General features: G+C 67.8%; 17 protein-coding genes and 1 CRISPR repeat array. Of the genes, 16 read left to right on the top strand and 1 reads right to left on the bottom strand.

Translation table 11 applies throughout. The features are described 5' to 3' along the window. Positions 1-296: 296 nt before the first annotated feature. Positions 297-1,746: direct repeats of the CRISPR family, unit length 36 nt; unit sequence GTCTGGGCTTTTCCCCGTTTGAGAGGGGATTGAAAC. 135 nt (positions 1,747-1,881) lie between these two features. The 3 genes from IAI54_RS24410 to IAI54_RS24400 all read left to right on the top strand — a co-directional run bounded on the left by IAI54_RS24410 (position 1,882) and on the right by IAI54_RS24400 (position 4,815). Beyond that, the gene (locus IAI54_RS24410; RefSeq protein ID WP_187969647.1) at positions 1,882-2,649 is read left to right on the top strand and encodes an SDR family NAD(P)-dependent oxidoreductase; all 768 of its coding nucleotides are present in this window, start codon (positions 1,882-1,884) and stop codon (positions 2,647-2,649) included. A gap of 53 nt (positions 2,650-2,702) precedes the next feature. Then, complete coding sequence (locus IAI54_RS24405) at positions 2,703-3,575, top strand: SMP-30/gluconolactonase/LRE family protein (RefSeq protein WP_187973335.1); 873 nt, start codon at positions 2,703-2,705, stop codon at positions 3,573-3,575. A gap of 184 nt (positions 3,576-3,759) precedes the next feature. Next, positions 3,760-4,815 (top strand): D-alanine--D-alanine ligase family protein, encoded by a 1,056-nt coding sequence (locus IAI54_RS24400; RefSeq protein ID WP_187969646.1) that lies wholly within the window; start codon positions 3,760-3,762, stop codon positions 4,813-4,815. Here the strand turns inward: IAI54_RS24400 and IAI54_RS24395 are convergent. Further along, positions 4,808-5,164 carry a septal ring lytic transglycosylase RlpA family protein gene (locus IAI54_RS24395; protein ID WP_187969645.1) on the bottom strand — a complete coding sequence of 119 codons (357 nt, stop codon included), beginning with the start codon at positions 5,162-5,164 and terminating at the stop codon, positions 4,808-4,810. The genes IAI54_RS24400 and IAI54_RS24395 overlap by 8 nt on opposite strands. A gap of 351 nt (positions 5,165-5,515) precedes the next feature. Here IAI54_RS24395 and uxaC point away from each other — a divergent pair, with 351 nt between their 5' ends. The 13 genes from uxaC (at position 5,516) to IAI54_RS24330 (ending at position 17,773) form a co-directional block, all read left to right on the top strand. Continuing rightward, positions 5,516-6,925: a glucuronate isomerase gene (uxaC, locus tag IAI54_RS24390; protein ID WP_235679168.1), complete on the top strand. Its 1,410-nt coding sequence runs from the start codon at positions 5,516-5,518 to the stop codon at positions 6,923-6,925. A gap of 28 nt (positions 6,926-6,953) precedes the next feature. Beyond that, positions 6,954-7,928, top strand: a complete 975-nt coding sequence (locus IAI54_RS24385) for a TRAP transporter substrate-binding protein (RefSeq protein WP_187969643.1) — start codon at positions 6,954-6,956, stop codon at positions 7,926-7,928. Between the two features lie 99 nt (positions 7,929-8,027). Then, a complete protein-coding gene (locus tag IAI54_RS24380) occupies positions 8,028-8,573 on the top strand; it encodes a TRAP transporter small permease (protein WP_235679167.1) in 546 nt (181 codons plus the stop codon). 4 nt (positions 8,574-8,577) lie between these two features. Then, complete coding sequence (locus IAI54_RS24375; RefSeq protein ID WP_187969642.1) at positions 8,578-9,858, top strand: TRAP transporter large permease; 1,281 nt, start codon at positions 8,578-8,580, stop codon at positions 9,856-9,858. 7 nt (positions 9,859-9,865) lie between these two features. Next, positions 9,866-10,642, top strand: coding sequence for a FadR/GntR family transcriptional regulator (locus tag IAI54_RS24370; protein WP_187969641.1), 777 nt, complete (start codon positions 9,866-9,868; stop codon positions 10,640-10,642). A 31-nt stretch (positions 10,643-10,673) separates the two neighbouring features. Further along, a complete protein-coding gene (gene kduI / locus IAI54_RS24365) occupies positions 10,674-11,531 on the top strand; it encodes a 5-dehydro-4-deoxy-D-glucuronate isomerase (RefSeq protein WP_187969640.1) in 858 nt (285 codons plus the stop codon). A 32-nt stretch (positions 11,532-11,563) separates the two neighbouring features. After that, a complete protein-coding gene (kduD, locus tag IAI54_RS24360; protein WP_420838321.1) occupies positions 11,564-12,286 on the top strand; it encodes a 2-dehydro-3-deoxy-D-gluconate 5-dehydrogenase KduD in 723 nt (240 codons plus the stop codon). Positions 12,287-12,299: 13 nt separating this feature from the next. Further along, a complete protein-coding gene (locus IAI54_RS24355) occupies positions 12,300-12,644 on the top strand; it encodes a cupin domain-containing protein (protein ID WP_187969638.1) in 345 nt (114 codons plus the stop codon). A gap of 149 nt (positions 12,645-12,793) precedes the next feature. Beyond that, positions 12,794-13,117: an addiction module antidote protein gene (locus tag IAI54_RS24350; protein WP_187969637.1), complete on the top strand. Its 324-nt coding sequence runs from the start codon at positions 12,794-12,796 to the stop codon at positions 13,115-13,117. 73 nt (positions 13,118-13,190) lie between these two features. Then, positions 13,191-14,603 (top strand): NADP-dependent phosphogluconate dehydrogenase, encoded by a 1,413-nt coding sequence (gndA, locus tag IAI54_RS24345; protein WP_187969636.1) that lies wholly within the window; start codon positions 13,191-13,193, stop codon positions 14,601-14,603. A gap of 40 nt (positions 14,604-14,643) precedes the next feature. Next, positions 14,644-15,705: an L-glyceraldehyde 3-phosphate reductase gene (gene mgrA / locus IAI54_RS24340; protein WP_187969635.1), complete on the top strand. Its 1,062-nt coding sequence runs from the start codon at positions 14,644-14,646 to the stop codon at positions 15,703-15,705. Positions 15,706-15,796: 91 nt separating this feature from the next. After that, entirely contained in the window at positions 15,797-17,407 is a 1,611-nt protein-coding gene (locus IAI54_RS24335) for a glycoside hydrolase family 43 protein (protein ID WP_187969634.1), read from the top strand. Positions 17,408-17,491: 84 nt separating this feature from the next. Beyond that, positions 17,492-17,773, top strand: coding sequence for a hypothetical protein (locus IAI54_RS24330; RefSeq protein ID WP_187969633.1), 282 nt, complete (start codon positions 17,492-17,494; stop codon positions 17,771-17,773). The last annotated feature ends 118 nt before the right edge of the window (positions 17,774-17,891 follow it).

Below are 17,891 nucleotides of genomic sequence, written 5' to 3'. Positions count from 1 at the left end.
CCTCGTCCGTCAGCGCGAAAGAGCTTCGGGAAGGAGGATTCGCCGGACGACGTCGCGCGCCCCGACGACCAGGCCGGGAGGGGCGCCCGCCGCTGTCCGCCGCCTCCCGCGCGCCGGCCGGCCCGCGCCCTCACCGCCCCCTTCCGCACCGCGCCGGTCGCGCCTGCGGAAGGGAGCGAAGCCCGAACGGAGAGTGAACGAATGATGGCTTTTTTTCACAAAAATCGTGGCGAAAAAAATCTTTGGAATCGCCCCTTGCAAGCTGCTGAAAACATGAGGATAAATCGAGGGGATCAGTCTGGGCTTTTCCCCGTTTGAGAGGGGATTGAAACCTCACCGCGCAGAATACCCTTCAGCCCGCGTCTGGGCTTTTCCCCGTTTGAGAGGGGATTGAAACCCTGCTCGGTCTCGGTGCGGTTCCAGAAGTAGGTCTGGGCTTTTCCCCGTTTGAGAGGGGATTGAAACCTTGGCGCCACGAGGTGATCGCAGGACCCGTCTGGGCTTTTCCCCGTTTGAGAGGGGATTGAAACAACGTCCGCACATCCTCAATCGAGATCGGCGGTCTGGGCTTTTCCCCGTTTGAGAGGGGATTGAAACTCGAAGGGGACGCTGCTCGTCCGTTCCGCTGGGTCTGGGCTTTTCCCCGTTTGAGAGGGGATTGAAACCGTTGCCCGAGGCGGAGTAGGAGAAAAATCCGTCTGGGCTTTTCCCCGTTTGAGAGGGGATTGAAACGGCGCCCCAGGCGGCCGTTACCGTCGCGAGCGTCTGGGCTTTTCCCCGTTTGAGAGGGGATTGAAACTGGGGCGTCGAGGGCTTCGAGGAACTGACGATGTCTGGGCTTTTCCCCGTTTGAGAGGGGATTGAAACTCCGAAGGGCAGCCCCAGCCCGTCTTGTAGGTGTCTGGGCTTTTCCCCGTTTGAGAGGGGATTGAAACACGGCCCGCGAAGAACCCCGGCCGCCGGAGGGGTCTGGGCTTTTCCCCGTTTGAGAGGGGATTGAAACTTCATGGAGATTTCCTTTCTTTTCCATGATGGTCTGGGCTTTTCCCCGTTTGAGAGGGGATTGAAACCAGCGCATGCCGGTAATGCGCGGCCGGATTCGTCTGGGCTTTTCCCCGTTTGAGAGGGGATTGAAACGGCGGCGATGAGCAGGATGACGGCCATAAGGTCTGGGCTTTTCCCCGTTTGAGAGGGGATTGAAACGCGGCGAGCTTGGTCAACGTCATTTTTTCAGCCCGTCTGGGCTTTTCCCCGTTTGAGAGGGGATTGAAACGGCCAGACGATGGCATCCTTGGAGTTCGCGGTCTGGGCTTTTCCCCGTTTGAGAGGGGATTGAAACCACCACGTCAGTGCGATATCGCACCCTGTCAGTGTCTGGGCTTTTCCCCGTTTGAGAGGGGATTGAAACTCGTAGAGCGGCGTACCGCCGCCCATGTGCAGGTCTGGGCTTTTCCCCGTTTGAGAGGGGATTGAAACTCGTGGGTGGGGTAGCCGCCCCAGTACGCCGTCTAGGCTTTTCCCCGTTTGAGAGGGGATTGAAACGCTGGCGCACCATGCCCCATCGCTTGGTGTAGGTCTGGGCTTTTCCCCGTTTGAGAGGGGATTGAAACACGCCGTTGGCACCGACCTGCTCGTGCGGCTGGGTCTGGGCTTTTCCCCGTTTGAGAGGGGATTGAAACCCAGCCTCCGCATCCCCACCGCCATGCACGCGTCTGGGCTTTTCCCCGTTTGAGGGGGGATTGAAACCGCACCGGGGCCGACGGCGACGGCCCCGGCGACCGATCCCCGCAGCCGGTTCGGCGGGGCACGGTCGCGCGGGGTCTTGCCGCTGCGGCCGCGATCCCGCATAGGATTGCGGCAGGCAGGCGGGAGGAGGCCGGCATGACGGCGGACGTGCGTTTTCCGGACCTTTCGGACGCGTCGGTCCTGATCACGGGCGGCGGCACCGGAATCGGCGCCTGCCTGACGGAGGGATTCCTGCGCCAGGGCGCGCGGGTCGCCTTCATCGACATCGCCGACGGTCCCAGCCGCGACCTCTGCCGCCGCCTGGAGGCCGAGACCGGACGCGAACCGCTGTTCCTGCAGGCCGATCTGCGGGATGCCGAAGCCCTGCGGCAGGCCGCCGGGACCGCGGCCCGGCGGAACGGGCCGGTGGGCGTGCTGGTCAACAACGCCGCGCTCGACACCCGCCATGCCATCGAGGACGTGACGCCGCAGTTCTGGGACGACAACCAGGCGATCAACCTGCGCCACCAGTTCTTCGCCGTGCAGGCCGTGACGCCGGCCATGAAGGCGGCCGGCAGGGGCGCCATCGTCAACTTCACGTCGACCGCCTTCATGATCAATGGCGGCGGGTTCCCGTCCTACACGGCCGCCAAGGGCGGCGTGGTGGGGTTGACGAAGGGTCTCGCCGGCGCGCTCGGCCCATTCGGCATCCGCGTCAACGCCATCGCACCCGGCTGGGTGCTGACCGAGCGGCAGCGCGCGCTCTGGGTCACGGAGGAAGCGCTGAAGGCCCATATCGACCGGCAGTGCCTGAAGATCGAGATCCAGCCGGAGGACATGGTCGGCCCCTGCCTCTTCCTCGCGTCGGACGCGTCGCGGGCGATGACGGCGCAGACCCTGATCGTCGACGCCGGAAGCGTCTGACGGCAGGCCGGCGCAAGAGGCGGGACACCATGACGGAGGAGGACGAGCATTCCATGGACGACGGCGGCTACTCCGTCCTGTGCGACATCGCCTGCACGCTCGGCGAAGGACCATCCTTCGATCCGGCGAGCGGCAGGCTCTTCTGGTTCGACATCGAGGGCCGCAGGCTTCTCGAAAGGGCCTTTCCCGACGGGCCCACGGTGGTCCACGCCCTGCCCTTCATGGCCAGCGCGATCGGCTTCGTCGGCGACGGGCGGCAACTCATCGTCGCCGAGGACGGGCTCTACCTGCGCGAAGGGGACGGCGGAGCGCTGACGCTGCACACGCCGCTCGAGGCCGGGGACGAGACGACGCGGTCGAACGATTCGCGCGTCCATCCGTCAGGCGCCTTCTGGATCGGCACCATGTCGAAGCGCGAGGAGAAGGGCGCCGGTGCGATCTACTGGTTCTTCAGGGGCGAGCTCCGCCGGCTCTATGGCGGCATCACGGTGCCGAACTCGATCTGCTTCTCGCCCGACGGGACGATCGCCCATTTCATCGACACGCCGACCGGGCTCCTGATGAAGGTCGCCTGCGATCCAGCCAACGGCCTGCCGTGCGGCGAGCCGGAAGTCTTCATCGACTGGCGCGGCCGCGACGGCTACATCGACGGGTCCGTGATCGATGCCGACGGCGTGTTGTGGAACGCCCGCTGGGCGGCGGGTGCGGTCGACGCCTGGAGCCCGCGCGGCGAGCGGCTGAAGACCATCGCCCTGCCCGCGCGGCAGTCCACCTGCCCGGCCTTCGCCGGCCCGAAGGGCGAGCGGATGATCGTCACCTCCGCGGCCCGGGGCCGCGACCTCGCCCGCGAGCCGCTGGCCGGACAGACGTTCCTGCTCGATCTGCCGGTGCGCGGCCGGTTCGATCCGCGTGTGGTGCTGGCCTGACCGCCACCGGCGGACGGACCCGTGGAAGATGGTTTTTCTTGCTGTGGCACCCTCGCCGGAATTGCGCATCCGTGCGCTTTGTCGATAGTCTCCGGCGACCGGTCTCGCCGCCTCGCGCGGTCCGGTCGTCCGACCAGACACATCGAAGGCTTCGGGCGGCGCCGGCCACCCGAGCGGGGGTTCCATGCGCAAGACGCCGATCCTGAAACTCGTCTATGAACCCGAGCAGGCCTGCCGCTCGCGGCTCGAGGCGCAGGGCTTCCCGCCGCAGCGGGCGCTCGAGATCTCGTCCTACCTGGCGCAGGCGACCGACATCGCGCCGGAGTTCGACGCGATCGAGTCCGCCTGCCGGCTGCGCGGGATCGGCTTCGTTCCCCTCGCGCTCGACGACCTGCCGCGACTGATGGGCGCCTGCGACATCGATGCCACTCTCGTCTGGACGCTCACCGACGGCATAGCCTATTTCCGCGGCGGTGCCGCACCCGCGCTGGCCCGTCTGGAGAGCCTGCAGGTGTTCGGTGCCGACGACTCCCTCTTCGGCCTTTGCCAGGACAAGTTCAGGTCCGGCGCGGTGCTGCGGGCGCTCGGCATGCCGGTTCCGGAGGCCGGACTGGCCCGGAACGGCACCTGGGTCGTGCCGCCGCCGGCAGCCGGGGGCGGCGGCTACTTCGTCAAGCCGAACCGGCTCGGCGCCAAGATCGGCATCTGGCCGGATTCGCATTGCCGCTCGCAGGAGGAGGCGCTGGAGATCAGCCGGCGCATCCACGACCACTACCGCGACGATGCGATCGTGCAGCGCTACGTGGCGGGACGCAACGTGCGGGCGAGTTTCCTGGCGGTCGAGCCGGGGGCCGGCGCGGAGGCCGTCGGCGTGGTCTTCGTCGATTCCGGCGGCGACTTCCAGACGATGACGGACAGTCTCGCGCTCTATGGCGACACCGGCAGCGCCGCGCGCGCCGACGGGCGCTACGTCGAGCCGCGACTCGTCGGGGTCGCCAGCCGACAGCCCGGTGCGGACGCCGCGATCCGCGCCATCTGCACGCGGCTGACGGGTCACCTCGGATTGCGCGACGTGTTCTCCGCCGATTTCCGCGTCGAGGCGGACGACACCGTCCACCTGCTGGAATTCGAGGTCTGCCCCGGCCTGCCCTGCTTCGACTTCAGGGATTATTGCGGCCGGCAGTGGAACCTGTCGCTTGCGGAGGCGATCGCCGAGACGGCCGCCCGGCGCTTCAGCTGACCTTGGCGATGCAGACGGGCGTGTGACCCGACCGGATGAAGCCGAGCTTCTGCGCGGCGGCTTTCGACAGGTCGAGCACCCGGCCCCGCGCGAAGGGTCCGCGGTCGTTGATGCGCACGACCACGGACTTGCCGTTGGCCTTGTTCACGACCTTGATCTTGGTGCCGAAGGGAAGGGAGCGGTGGGCGGCGGTCATGGCCGCGGGGTTCATGCGCTCGCCCGACGCGGTCTTGGACGTCAGCGCATACCAGGAAGCGGCGCCGCACTGGGCGGAAGCGGTTCCGGTGGAGAAAGACAAGGCGAGGGATGCCGCAATCATGGCTGCGGCGGCGTTCAGTCGATGTCCCATGCGTCGGGGATGCTCCGGTCGTTTCGATGGGTCGGCTCGCTATAGCCTGATTGTGGCCGACGATGGCCGAGCGGCAGACCTGTCGGTCACTCTTGGAGTCTTCACGTAATACTACGTCCCGTCATCCGTCTCTTTTCGCGCCGAATCGGCACACCCGGGCGGCGAACGGGCAATGCTTTAGCGGCAAGGAAAACAACCTCGGGATGCGCCCCGCGCCGCTCCCGGCGGATGGGAAAATTCATCATACGACTTTGTGAACTTGTATTGACACCTTGCCGCCGCCTGCCCTACCAAGGGCGGCAAGAGGCGCCGGCGACAGGCGCCCGAGACGTCCAGGGAGGACCGTCAACCGTGGCAGCGCTGCTCGACGACGACCGGCTGTTCCCGCTCGATTCCGCTGCACGGGATCTGGCGCGCGCGCTCTACGGAAGCGTCCGCGATCTGCCGATCGTCAGCCCGCATGGCCATACCGATCCGCGCTGGTTCGCCGAGAACGCGGCCTTTTCCGACCCCGCCCAGCTTCTCGTCGTTCCCGACCACTACATCTTCCGCATGCTGGTCAGCCAGGGCGTCGGGCTCGACGCGCTCGGCGTGCCGCGCGCCGACGGCAGCGTTGTGCAGACCGACGGGCGGGCGATCTGGCGTCTCTTCGCCGCGAACTATCACCTGTTCCGGGGCACGCCGACGCGGCTGTGGCTCGACCACACCTTCGAGACCCTGTTCGGGATGGAGGTCCGGCTGTCCTCCCAGACCGCCGATCTCTACTACGACCGCATCGCCGAGTGCCTGGCGACGGATGCCTACCGGCCCCGCGCCCTCTTCGAGCGCTTCAACATCGAAACCATCGCCACCACCGAAGGCGCGCTCGATCCGCTCGACTGGCACCGGCAGATCCGGGAGTCGGGCTGGACCGGCCGCGTGATCACGACCTACCGTCCGGACGCGGTGGTCGACCCGGACTTCGAGGGCTTCGGGGCGAACCTCGTCCGGCTCGGCGAAATCACCGGCTGCGACACCGCCACGTGGTCCGGCTACCTCGAGGCGCACCGGCGCCGGCGCGCCTTCTTCCGCGAGCTCGGGGCCACCGCGACCGATCACGGCCACCCCAGCGCCGACACCGCCAGCCTGTCGCGGGCCGAGGCCGCAGCCCTGTTCGCCCGCGTGGCGAAGGGCGGCGCGAGCCCGGCCGACGCCAACCTGTTCCGCGCCCAGATGCTGACCGAGATGGCCAGGATGAGCGTCGAGGACGGCATGGTCATGCAGATCCATGCCGGGTCCTGGCGCAACCATTCGGCTTCGGTCTTCGCCAGCCACGGCCGCGACAAGGGCTTCGACATCCCGCGCCGCACCTCCTATGTCGACGCGCTGAAGCCGATGCTCGACGTGGTGGGCATGGAGCCCGGCCTCACGATCATCCTCTTCACGCTCGACGAGACGGTCTATTCGCGCGAGCTCGCGCCGCTCGCCGGCGTCTATCCCTGCCTGCGGCTCGGGCCTGCCTGGTGGTTCTTCGACAGCGTGGAGGGCATGAAGCGCTTCCGCGCCGCCGCCACCGAGACCGCCGGCTTCTACAACACCGTCGGCTTCAACGACGACACGCGAGCCTTCCCGTCCATTCCCGCGCGCCACGACGTGGCGCGGCGGGTGGACTGCGGTTTCCTCGCCGAGCAGGTCCGCGCGGGCCTGCTCGTGGAGGAGGAGGCGGCCGAACTCGCGCACGATCTCGCATACCGGCTGGCGAAGACCGCCTACCGGCTCTGAGGAAACGTCAGGAAACAGGGAGGAAACCATGAACCTGATGAGGACACTGACCGCTGCGGCGGCCTTCTCCGTCGCCATGCTCGGCGCGGCCCATGCCCAGGTGGTGCTGAAGTCGTCCGACACGCACCCCGACGGCTATCCGACGGTCGAGGGCGTCAAGTACTTCGGCGAACTGGTCAAGCAGCGCACCGACGGCCGCTATTCCGTGGAGGTCTACCATTCCGCGCAGCTCGGCCAGGAGAAGGACACGATCGAGCAGGTGCGCTCCGGCGTCATCGAGCTCAACCGCGTCTCCATGGCGCCCTTCAACGGCACCGTGAAGGAGACCATCGTTCCGGCGCTGCCCTACATCTTCCGCTCGGAAGACCACATGCACAAGGTCATGGACGGCCCGATCGGCGACCAGATCAAGGCGGCCTTCGAGCCGGCCGGCCTCGTCGCTCTCGCCTTCTACGACGCCGGTGCGCGCTCCTTCTACAATTCCAAGAAGCCGATCAATTCGGTCGAGGACCTGAAGGGGATGAAGTTCCGCGTCATCCAGTCCGACATCTTCGTCGACATGGTCGCCGCGCTCGGCGCCAACGCCACGCCGATGCCGTATGGCGAGGTCTATTCCGGCATCGAGACGGGCGTCATCGACGGCGCGGAGAACAATTACCCGAGCTACGACACCGCCAAGCACTTCGAGGTGGCCAAGCACTACTCGCTCGACGAGCACACCATCCTCCCCGAGGTCTTCGTGATGAACAAGGCCGCCTGGGACAAGCTGACGCCGGAAGACCAGGCGATCTTCAAGGAAGCCGCCAAGGAGAGCGTGGCCAAGCAGCGCGAGCTGTGGTCGGCCAAGGTCGAGGAGTCCAAGGCCAAGGTCGTCGCGGCCGGTTCCATGATCACCACGCCGGAGAAGCAGGGCTTCATCGACGCCATGGCGCCCGTCTACGCCAAGCACGTCACCGATCCGGTGCTGCAGAAGATGGTCGAGGACGTCAAGGCCACCAAGTAGGCCGGAGCCGTCGATCCCGCCCGGCGCACGGCCGGGCGGGCATTCCCGCATCCATGGGGGGCCGCCGTGTCCGCTTCATCCCACGAAAGACTGGCAGGCGTGGCGCGCCTTCTCGGACTGCTCAGCAAGGCCGCGCTCTGGGCCGCAGGCGCCGGGCTGGTCGCCATGACCGGTTTCGTGGCCTGGCAGGTCTACTGTCGCTACGTGCTCAACGATTCGCCCAGCTGGACGGAGCCGGGCGCGGTCATGATCATGAGCTGGTTCATCTTCCTCGGCGCGGCCGTCGGCGTGCGCGAGAACTTCCACCTCGGCTTCGACGTGCTGCTCTACGTGCTGCCGAAGGGCGGCAAGCGCGTGCTGCGCATGATCTCGGACGTCGTCATCCTCACCTTCGGCATCGGCATGGTCTGGTACGGCTCGCAGCTCGTGGCGCTGACCTGGAACACCACCCTGCCCTCGCTCGGCATCACCGGCGCGCACGACTATTTCCCGGTCGTCGGCGGCGGCATCCTGATCGTCATCTTCGCGGCCGAGCGCATCGCGAAGCGGCTGGCGGGCGTGCCGCTGGACGATATCGACGAGGTGCCGGCGGAGGTCGCCGCCGAGATCGACAACGCCGACATTTCCGCAAGCACCAGGGCCTGAGACGATGGAACTGTGGATCCTCTTCGGCGTCTTCGCCACGCTGATGCTGACCGGCACGCCGATCGCGTTCTGCCTCGGCGTCGCCAGCTTCGCGACCGTGCTCTACATGGGCCTGCCGCCGCTGGTCGTCTTCCAGCGCCTGAATTCCGGCATGAGCGTCTTCTCGCTGCTCGCCATCCCCTTCTTCATCTATGCCGGCGACCTGATGGTGCGCGGCGGCATCGCCCAGAAGATCGTCGCCTTCGCGGCGTCCCTGATCGGCCACGTCCGCGGCGGTCTCGGCCAGGTCAACATCGTGACGGCGACGCTTTTCGGCGGCATCTCCGGATCGGCGGTCGCCGAGGCGGCGGCGGTCGGCGGGCTGATGATCCCGCAGATGAAGGCGCGCGGCTACGGCGCCGACTACGCCGTCAACGTCACCTCGATGTCGGCCCTGATCGCGCTGCTCATCCCGCCCTCGCACAACATGATCATCTATTCGATCTCGGCCGGCGGCCAGATCTCGATCGCCGACCTGTTCACGGCCGGCATCATCCCCGGCATGCTGCTGGCGCTGGCGCTGATGCTGACCGCCTATGTCGTGGCGCGGCGGCGCGGCTATCCGACGGAACCCTTCCCCGGCTTCGCGATGGCGCTGCATCTCTTCGCCGTCGCCCTGCCCGGACTGCTGCTCATCGCGATCATCTTCGGCGGCGTCCGCTCGGGCGTCTTCACCGCCACCGAGAGTTCGTGCATCGCAGTGCTCTATGCGCTGCTGGTCACCGTGCTGGTCTACAGGCAGATGACCTGGGAAGGCTTCGTCCACGCCACGATGGGCGCCGTGCGCACCACCGCGATGGTGCTGGTGATCATCGGCATGGCCGCCGCCTTCTCCTGGCTCATGGCCTTCCTGCGCGTGCCGGCTGCGCTCGTCGCCTCGATGAACGCGGTCTCGGAGAACCCGCTGATCATCCTGCTGCTGCTCAACCTGATCCTGCTCGTCCTCGGCACCTTCATGGACATGGGGCCGACCATCATCATCGTCACGCCGATCTTCCTGCCGGTCGCGCAGGCCTACGGCATCGACCCGGTGCATTTCGGCGTCATCCTGATCCTCAACCTCGGCATCGGCCTGAACACACCACCCGTAGGCGCGGTGCAGTTCGTGGCCTGCGCCGTCGGCAAGATCAGCGTGTGGGAGGCGATGCGCTCGATCTGGCCGTTCTACGGCGCCGGGCTCGTCGTGCTCGGTCTCGTCACCTACGTCCCGGCGCTGTCGCTGTGGCTGCCCGCCGTGTTCAAGTGAGGGGGCGATGAGCGAGCCCCTCCTCCAGGACGGCCGGCCGGAGAGAAGGCCAAAACTCGCCGACCGGGTGGTGGCCGAACTGCGCCAGCAGCTCATCGCCGGCGCGCTGGCGCCGGGCCAGAAACTTCCCACGGAAAGCCGTCTGACACAGACCTACGGCGTCAGCCGGACCGTCGTGCGCGAGGCGATCGCCGCGCTCGCGGCCGACGGGCTGGTCGAGCCGCGCCAGGGCGCCGGCGTCTTCGTCGTGGAACAGCCGGCGAGCGCCTTCAGCCTGATCTCGGCGGAGGTCGGCAACAAGATCAGCCATGCGCTCAACGTGCTGGAAGTGCGCATGGGTATCGAGATCGAGTCCGCCGGGCTCGCCGCGCAGCGCCGCAACAGCGCGCAGGAGGCCCGCATCTACGAGGCCTATGCCGAGTTCGACCGGCAGCTCGCAGCGCGGCTGGCGACCGGCAAGTCGGACTTCGCCATCCACCGCGCCATCGCGGCCGCCACCAACAACCCCTTCTACGTCGAGGTGCTGGACGCACTCGGCAGCCGCACCATCCCCTGCGACGTCGCCTCGCCCTGGGGCACCGAAAGCGTGCTCACCGTGGAGTATCAGGTCGGACTGCAGCGCGAGCACTGGAAGATCATCAAGGCCATCTCCGCCGGAGACGGCCAGGCGGCCCGCGACGCCATGCGCGCGCACCTGACCGCCAGCCAGCAACGCTACCGGGAGCGTCTCGCCGGCTTCGATCCGGCGACGATCGCCTCCGCCGCCCGCCCCCGCCGGTCGTGACTCACGCGACCCGGCCAGCACGAGAGAGTTCATGACACAGTCCCTCCGCAACACCGAGTTTTCGTCGCGCTTCGCGATCGACCCCGCCACGGGCGCCGCGATGGGCACCGACGAGCTGCGGCACAATTTCCACATCTCCGACCTGTTCAGGCCCGGCCTCGTGTCGCTGACCTACACCCACTACGACCGGATGATCGTCGGCGGCGCGCTGCCGACGGACACGTCGCTCGTCCTGGAGGCCATCAAGCCGACCGGCACGAAGGCCTTCCTCGACCGGCGCGAGCTGATCGCCGTCAACATCGGCGGTGCCGGCACGGTCACCGTCGACGGCGAGCGTTTCGCGCTCGGCGCGCGCGACATGATCTATGTCGGCATGGGCGCACAGGACGTCGCCTTCGCCTCGGACGACGCGAACGCGCCCGCGAAATATTACCTGCTCAGCGCGCCGGCGCACCAGACGCATCCCACCCGGACGATCCAGATCGGCGACGCCAGGCGGCTCGACCTCGGCAGCCGCGAGACCTCCAACGAACGCTCGATCTTCCAGTTCGTGCATCCGGAGGGCGCGAAGACCTGCCAGCTCGTCGTCGGCATGACGCAGCTCGCGACCGGCTCGGTCTGGAACACCATGCCCTGCCACGTGCACGACCGGCGCTCCGAGGCCTATCTCTATTTCGGCCTGGCCGAGAACGCCTGCGTCTTCCACTTCATGGGCGAGCCGGACGAGACGCGGCACCTCGTGGTGCGCAACGAGGAGGCGATCCTGTCGCCCGGCTGGTCGATCCATTCCGGCGCCGGCACATCCAATTATGCCTTCATCTGGGCGATGGCCGGCGACAATGTCGACTACACCGACGTCGACCCCGTCGGCATGGGAGACCTCCGTTGACGAACGTCTTCGACCTGACGGGGCGCCGGGCCATGGTGACCGGTGCCAACACCGGCATCGGCCAGGGCATCGCGATCTCGCTGGCAAAGGCGGGCGCGGAGATCCTGGCGGTCGGCCGGTCCTCGATGGCGGGCACCCGGGCAGCGGTGGAGGCCGCGGGCGGGACGCTGTCTGAGATTTCCGCCGATCTCGCCGAGACGGCCGGAGTGGCAACGATGTTCGACACGGCCTGGGACGCGCAGGGGCCGATCGACATCCTGGTCAACAATGCCGGCATCATCCGCCGCGCCGACGCCGTCGATTTCACCGAGGCCGACTGGGACGCGGTGATGGACGTCAACCTGAAGTCGGTCTTCCTGCTCTGCCAGGCCTTCGCGCGGAAAACCTTCGCCGCCGGGCGGTCGGGACGCATCGTCAACGTCGCCTCGCTGCTCTCCTTCCAGGGCGGCATCCGCGTCGCGTCCTACACGGCGTCGAAGAGCGGGCTGGCCGGCCTGACGAAGCTGCTCGCCAACGAATGGGCGGCGAAAGGCATCAACGTCAACGCCATCGCGCCCGGCTACATCGAGACCAACAACACCGAAGCGCTGCGCGCCGACCCGGTGCGGCGCGAGGACATCCTCAAACGCATCCCCGCCGGCCGCTGGGGCCAGCCGTCCGACATCGGCGGGACGGCCGTGTTCCTCGCCAGCGACGCCGCGACATACATCCACGGCGCCGTGATCCCGGTCGATGGCGGCTGGCTGGCACGATAGGAGACACAGGACGATGGACAGCGACCTCTTCATCCGCCCGACCGACGACCAGTGGACGCCGACCGATCCCGGCGTGCGCCGGCGCATCCTCACCCACAACGACCAGCTGATGATCGTGGAATTCGCCTTCGAGACGGATGCGGTGGGCAAGCTTCACAACCACCCGCACATCCAGGCCTCCTACGTCGCCGAGGGCCGCTTCGAGGTGACGATCGCGGGCGTGACGGAGGTGCTGTCGAAGGGCCAGAGCTTCATCGTGCCGTCGAACGCGGTCCACGGGGTGCGGGCGCTGGAGCCGGGGCTCCTGATCGACAGTTTCACGCCTGCCCGCCAGGACTTCCTCCCGGCGACCTCGTGACCCTCTTGCGGCGGAACAATGGGACGGCCCGGGAATTTGAACTCCGGCAACCACGAGTGCCGCGACGGCCGACGGACCGGGCTCCAGCCCGGTTCCGTCGGACGCAGCGGGACGGCGCGGGCCAGCACTCCAGTCCGGGATGAGACGACATGCCTGCGAGGGCCGAGGCAGCAGCGAGCGCGGAACGCAAGACAGGCGAGCCGGGGCATGCGCGGCTGCTCGCACGCGCCTTCGCGGACGGTTCCACGGGAGAGATCGCCCATGCGCTGGGCATCATCGCGCGGGCACGCGGGATGACCGAGGTGGCGCGGCGATCCGGCCTCGCGCGCGAGGCTCTCTACCGGACGCTGAGCCGGGAGGGCGATCCCAAGCTGTCGACGCTGCTGCGCGTCACCCAGGCCCTCGACATCCGGCTGGACGTGGAGATCGGCGAAGGCGGCAAGACCGGCAGCGGGCTCGGCCGCATCCGTTGACCGCGTAGCGGGACCGGTCCATCATTTCGATCTGTCGCCCGACCTCCCACCACTCCCGGACCAGACACGCATCATGCAGCAGGCGGAAATCGGACTGATCGGGCTCGGCGTCATGGGCTCGAATCTCGCCCTCAACATCGCCGAGCATGGCTACCGCATCGCGGTCTGGAACCGCACGACGGAGAAGACGCAGGCCTTCGCCGCGACCGCAGGCGCGCTTTCCGACCATGTGGTGCCCTGCGAGACGCTCGAAGACCTCGTCGCGGCGATCCGGCCGCCGCGGCCGATCATCCTGATGGTGCAGGCCGGGGCTGCCGTCGACGAGCAGATCGCGGCGCTGCGGCCGCTGCTGTCGGCCGAGGACATCGTCATCGACGCCGGCAACGCCAATTTCCGCGACACGATGCGCCGCTTCGCCGCGCTGGAAGGCTCGAGCCTGACCTTCATCGGCATGGGTGTCTCGGGCGGCGAGGAAGGCGCCCGGCACGGGCCGTCCATCATGGTCGGCGGGACGCAGGCCTCCTGGCTGCGCGTCAGGGACGTGCTGGTCGCGATCTCGGCGAAATACCGCGACGAGCCCTGCGTGGCCTGGCTCGGCCGCAACGGTGCCGGCCATTTCGTCAAGACCATCCACAACGGCATCGAATATGCCGACATGCAGATGATCGCGGAGATCTACGGTATCCTGCGCGACGGCGCGCGGCTCGACACGGCCGCCATGGCGCGGCTGTTCGAGCAGTGGAACGGCGGGCGGCTCGAATCCTACCTGATCGAGATCACGGCCAAGGTTCTCGCGGCGACCGACCCCGACACCGGCCGACCCATGGTGGACGTGATCGTCGACAGCGCCGGCCAGAAGGGCACCGGCCGCTGGTCGGTCATTGAGGCCCAGATGATGGGCGTACCGGCGACCGCGATCGAGGCCGCGGTGGCCGCGCGCGGATTGTCGGCGCTGAAGGCCGAGCGCGAGGCTGCGCAAGGGCTCTACGGCGTCCCGGTGACAGCCTTCGACCGGGCTGATCTTCGCGACGCCGTCGACGACCTGGAACTGGCGCTCTTCGCCGGCAAGATCGCCGCCTACGCCCAGGGCTTCGCCGTGATGCAGGCCGCCTCGAAGGAGTTCGACTGGAACCTGCCGATGGCCACCATCGCACGCATCTGGCGCGCCGGCTGCATCATCCGCTCGCAGTTCCTGGACAGGATCGCCGAGGCCTTCGAGGACGGAGCGCCTGCGAACCTTCTGGCCGCGCCCCGCTTCGTCGGCCTGATGACCGAGGCCGTGCCGGCGCTCCGCCGCACCGTGGCGCGCGCCGCGCTCGCCGGCATCGCGGTGCCGGCGCTGTCGGCCGCACTCGGCTATTTCGAGGCCTACCGCGCCGCGCGCGGCACGGCGAACCTGGTGCAGGCGCAGCGCGACTTCTTCGGCGCGCACGGGTTCGAACGGATCGACCGGCCGGGTGCGCATCACGGCCCGTGGGGCGGCTGAGCCGCCCGGCCCTTTTCGCAGATCTGAGGGAGGAGGCCGCATGGCCCAGTGGACACCGGCGGACGACCGCTACGAGACGATGACCTACAACCGCTGCGGCCGCTCCGGGCTGAAACTGCCGGCGCTGTCGCTCGGGCTGTGGCACAATTTCGGCGAGGACACGCCGCACGCGACGAAGCGGGCGATCTGCCGCAAGGCCTTCGACCTCGGCATCACCCATTTCGACCTCGCCAACAATTACGGCCCGCCGCCCGGTGCCGCCGAGACCGCCTTCGGCGAGATCCTGCGCACAGACTTTGCCCGCTGGCGCGACGAACTGGTCATCTCGACCAAGGCCGGCTACGGCATGTGGCCCGGACCCTATGGCGAGTGGGGCAGCCGCAAGTACCTGCTCTCCTCGCTCGACCGGAGCCTGCAGCGCCTCGGCGTCGACTATGTCGACATCTTCTATTCGCATCGCTTCGATCCGGAGACGCCGCTGGAGGAGACCATGGGGGCGCTCGACCAGGCGGTGCGCTCCGGCAAGGCGCTCTATGCCGGCATCTCCTCCTACAATTCGCAACGCACGCGGCAGGCTGCCGCGATCCTGAAGGACCTCGGCACGCCCTGCCTGATCCACCAGCCGAGCTATTCGATGATCAACCGCTGGGTGGAGGAGGACGGGCTGCTCGACACCGTCCACGAACTCGGCATCGGCACCATCGTGTTCTCGCCGCTGGCGCAGGGCATGCTGACGTCGAAATATCTCGACGGCATTCCCGAGGGCAGCCGGGCGACCCAGGGTAAGTCGCTGCGCCAGGCCTTCCTCAACGAGCAGACGATTGAGAACATCCGCGCGCTCGACGCCATCGCGAAGCGGCGTGGCCAGACGCTGGCGCAGATGGCCGTCGCCTGGGTGTTGCGCGCCCAGAACTCGGGGAGCCGCGTGACGACGGCGCTCATCGGCGCCAGCCGTCCCGAGCAGGTGGAGGACAGCGTCGGCGCGCTGAAGAACCCGCATTTCAGCGAAGCGGAACTGGCCGAGATCGACCTCTATGCGCGCGAGGGCGACATCAACATCTGGGCCGCTTCGGCGGAGCGGCAGGGGCCGGCGCGAAAGTAACGGGCCAAGCCGTCGCTCACCTTTCCCTTTTTCGTCCCGTTTCTGTAACGTTACAGGAAATCGTCCGGCCTTCTGGAGGAGAAGCCTTTTCATGATCCGCAACCCGATCCTGCCGGGCTTCAACCCGGATCCGTCGATCTGCCGCGTCGGCAACGACGTCTACATCGCCACTTCCACCTTCGAGTGGTATCCGGGCGTGCAGATCCACCATTCGACCGACCTCGTGAACTGGCGGCTGGTCGCGCGACCGCTGACGCGCGCGAGCCAGCTCGACATGCGCGGCAACCCGGATTCCGGCGGCATCTGGGCGCCCTGCCTCAGCCATGCCGATGGGCTGTTCTGGCTGGTCTACACCGACGTGAAGCGGCTGGAGGGCAACTTCAAGGACGCGCACAACTACATCGTCACCGCGCCGTCGATCGATGGGCCGTGGTCGGACCCGATCTACGTCAATTCGAGCGGCTTCGATCCCTCGCTGTTCCACGACGAGGACGGCCGCAAGTGGTTCCTCAACATGCAGTGGTGCCACGTCTCGTCGGGCGTCGGCGGCAGCCCGAAGCACCCGTCCTTCGACGGCATCCTGCTGCAGGAGTGGGACGCGGCCTCCGGCAGGCTCGTCGGGCCGATCCGCAACGTCTTCGCCGGCAGCCCGCACGGGCTGGTCGAGGGCCCGCATCTCTTCAAGCGCGACGGCTGGTACTATCTCACCACCGCCGAGGGCGGCACCGGCTACGACCACGCGGTCACCATGGCGCGGTCGCGCGACATCGCCGGTCCCTACGAACTTCATCCCGACACCCACCTGATGACGTCGAAGGACGCGCCCGACGCGCCGCTGCAGCGGGCCGGACACGGCCAGATCGTCGAGATGCCGGACGGCACGGTCTATCACACCCATCTCTGCTCGCGGCCGCTGCCCGGCACCCGCCGGTCGCCGCTCGGGCGCGAGACCGCGATCCAGAAATGCGTCTGGGGCGAGGACGGCTGGCTGCGGCTCGCCCATGGCGGCCCGGTTCCCGCCCTCGAGGTCGAGGCGCCCGCCGGTGCCGCGGCCCCGCATCCGCCGGAGGCCGTCCGCTACGCCTTCGACGAGCCGGCCCTGCCGCTCGATTTCCAGTGGCTGCGCACGCCGCTGCGCGAGCGGCTGTTCTCGCTCGCGGATCGGCCAGGGCACCTGCGCCTGTTCGGCCGCGAATCCATCGGCAGCTGGTTCGAGCAGGCGCTCGTCGCGCGCCGCCAGGAGCACTGGGACTTCGACGCCGAGACCGTCGTCGATTTTTCGCCCGAAACCTACCAGCAGGCGGCCGGCCTCGTGCACTACTACAACCGCCACAAGTTCCATTTCCTCGCGGTGACATGGCATCCGGGCAAGGGTCGCGTGCTGCAGGTCATGTCCTGCCTCGGCGACTGGCAGAACGGCCGCCTCACCTTCGGGCTGGACGAACCGCTGGCGATCGGCGACGACGGGCCGCTCGGCCTCGCCGCCGAGGTGCGCGGGGCGGAACTGCGCTTCCGCTGGCGCCTCGCCGGCGGCGCCTGGACCGACATCGGCGACGTCCTCGACGCCAGCCTGATCTCCGACGAGGGCGGGCGCGGCGAGCACGCCTCCTTCACCGGCGCCTTCGTCGGCATGGCGGCCTTCGACACCAGCGGCCGGGGCAAGGCGTCCGATTTCGACGGCTTCCTCTACGCGCCACGATAGGTTGATTCACCGCGCCGGGCACTTCCGCTTGAACTGTCGCACGATCGGGGTAACCTGTCGTCGTACGAGTTGGGAGGCATCGCGTTGAAACGGATCATCCTGGCAGCCTGGCTGGCGATCGCCTTCGCCGGCCCGACATTCGCCCAGCTGGCGGACGAGATGACCTGCAAGCAGGCCATCGCCTATTACGAGAAGCACGGAGTCATCCAGGTGCTTGCCAACGGCAAGTTCGCCGTGCCGGTCCGTGTCGGCGTGCCCGTCTCCAAAGCCTCCACGCTGCAGTGCGAAGGCGAGGGCCAGCAGCCGCGGGCCTATACCGTCAGCACGAAGGACGCCTGGCGCTGCGCCATTTCCGTGACCTGCTGAACCGGCCGCCGACCGGCGCGCCGTCGGCAGGACCTTGCCGGCGCGGTTGATAGTTACATTTTCGATGGTTACGAACGCAACGAATTGATCGACAGGCGACCCCGGTCGCATGCCGGGG

Origin of the sequence: Aquibium microcysteis, assembly GCF_014495845.1 — a bacterium.
Taxonomy (GTDB): Bacteria; Pseudomonadota; Alphaproteobacteria; order Rhizobiales; family Rhizobiaceae; genus Aquibium; species Aquibium microcysteis.
This window is presented reverse-complemented; position numbering and strand designations above follow the sequence as displayed.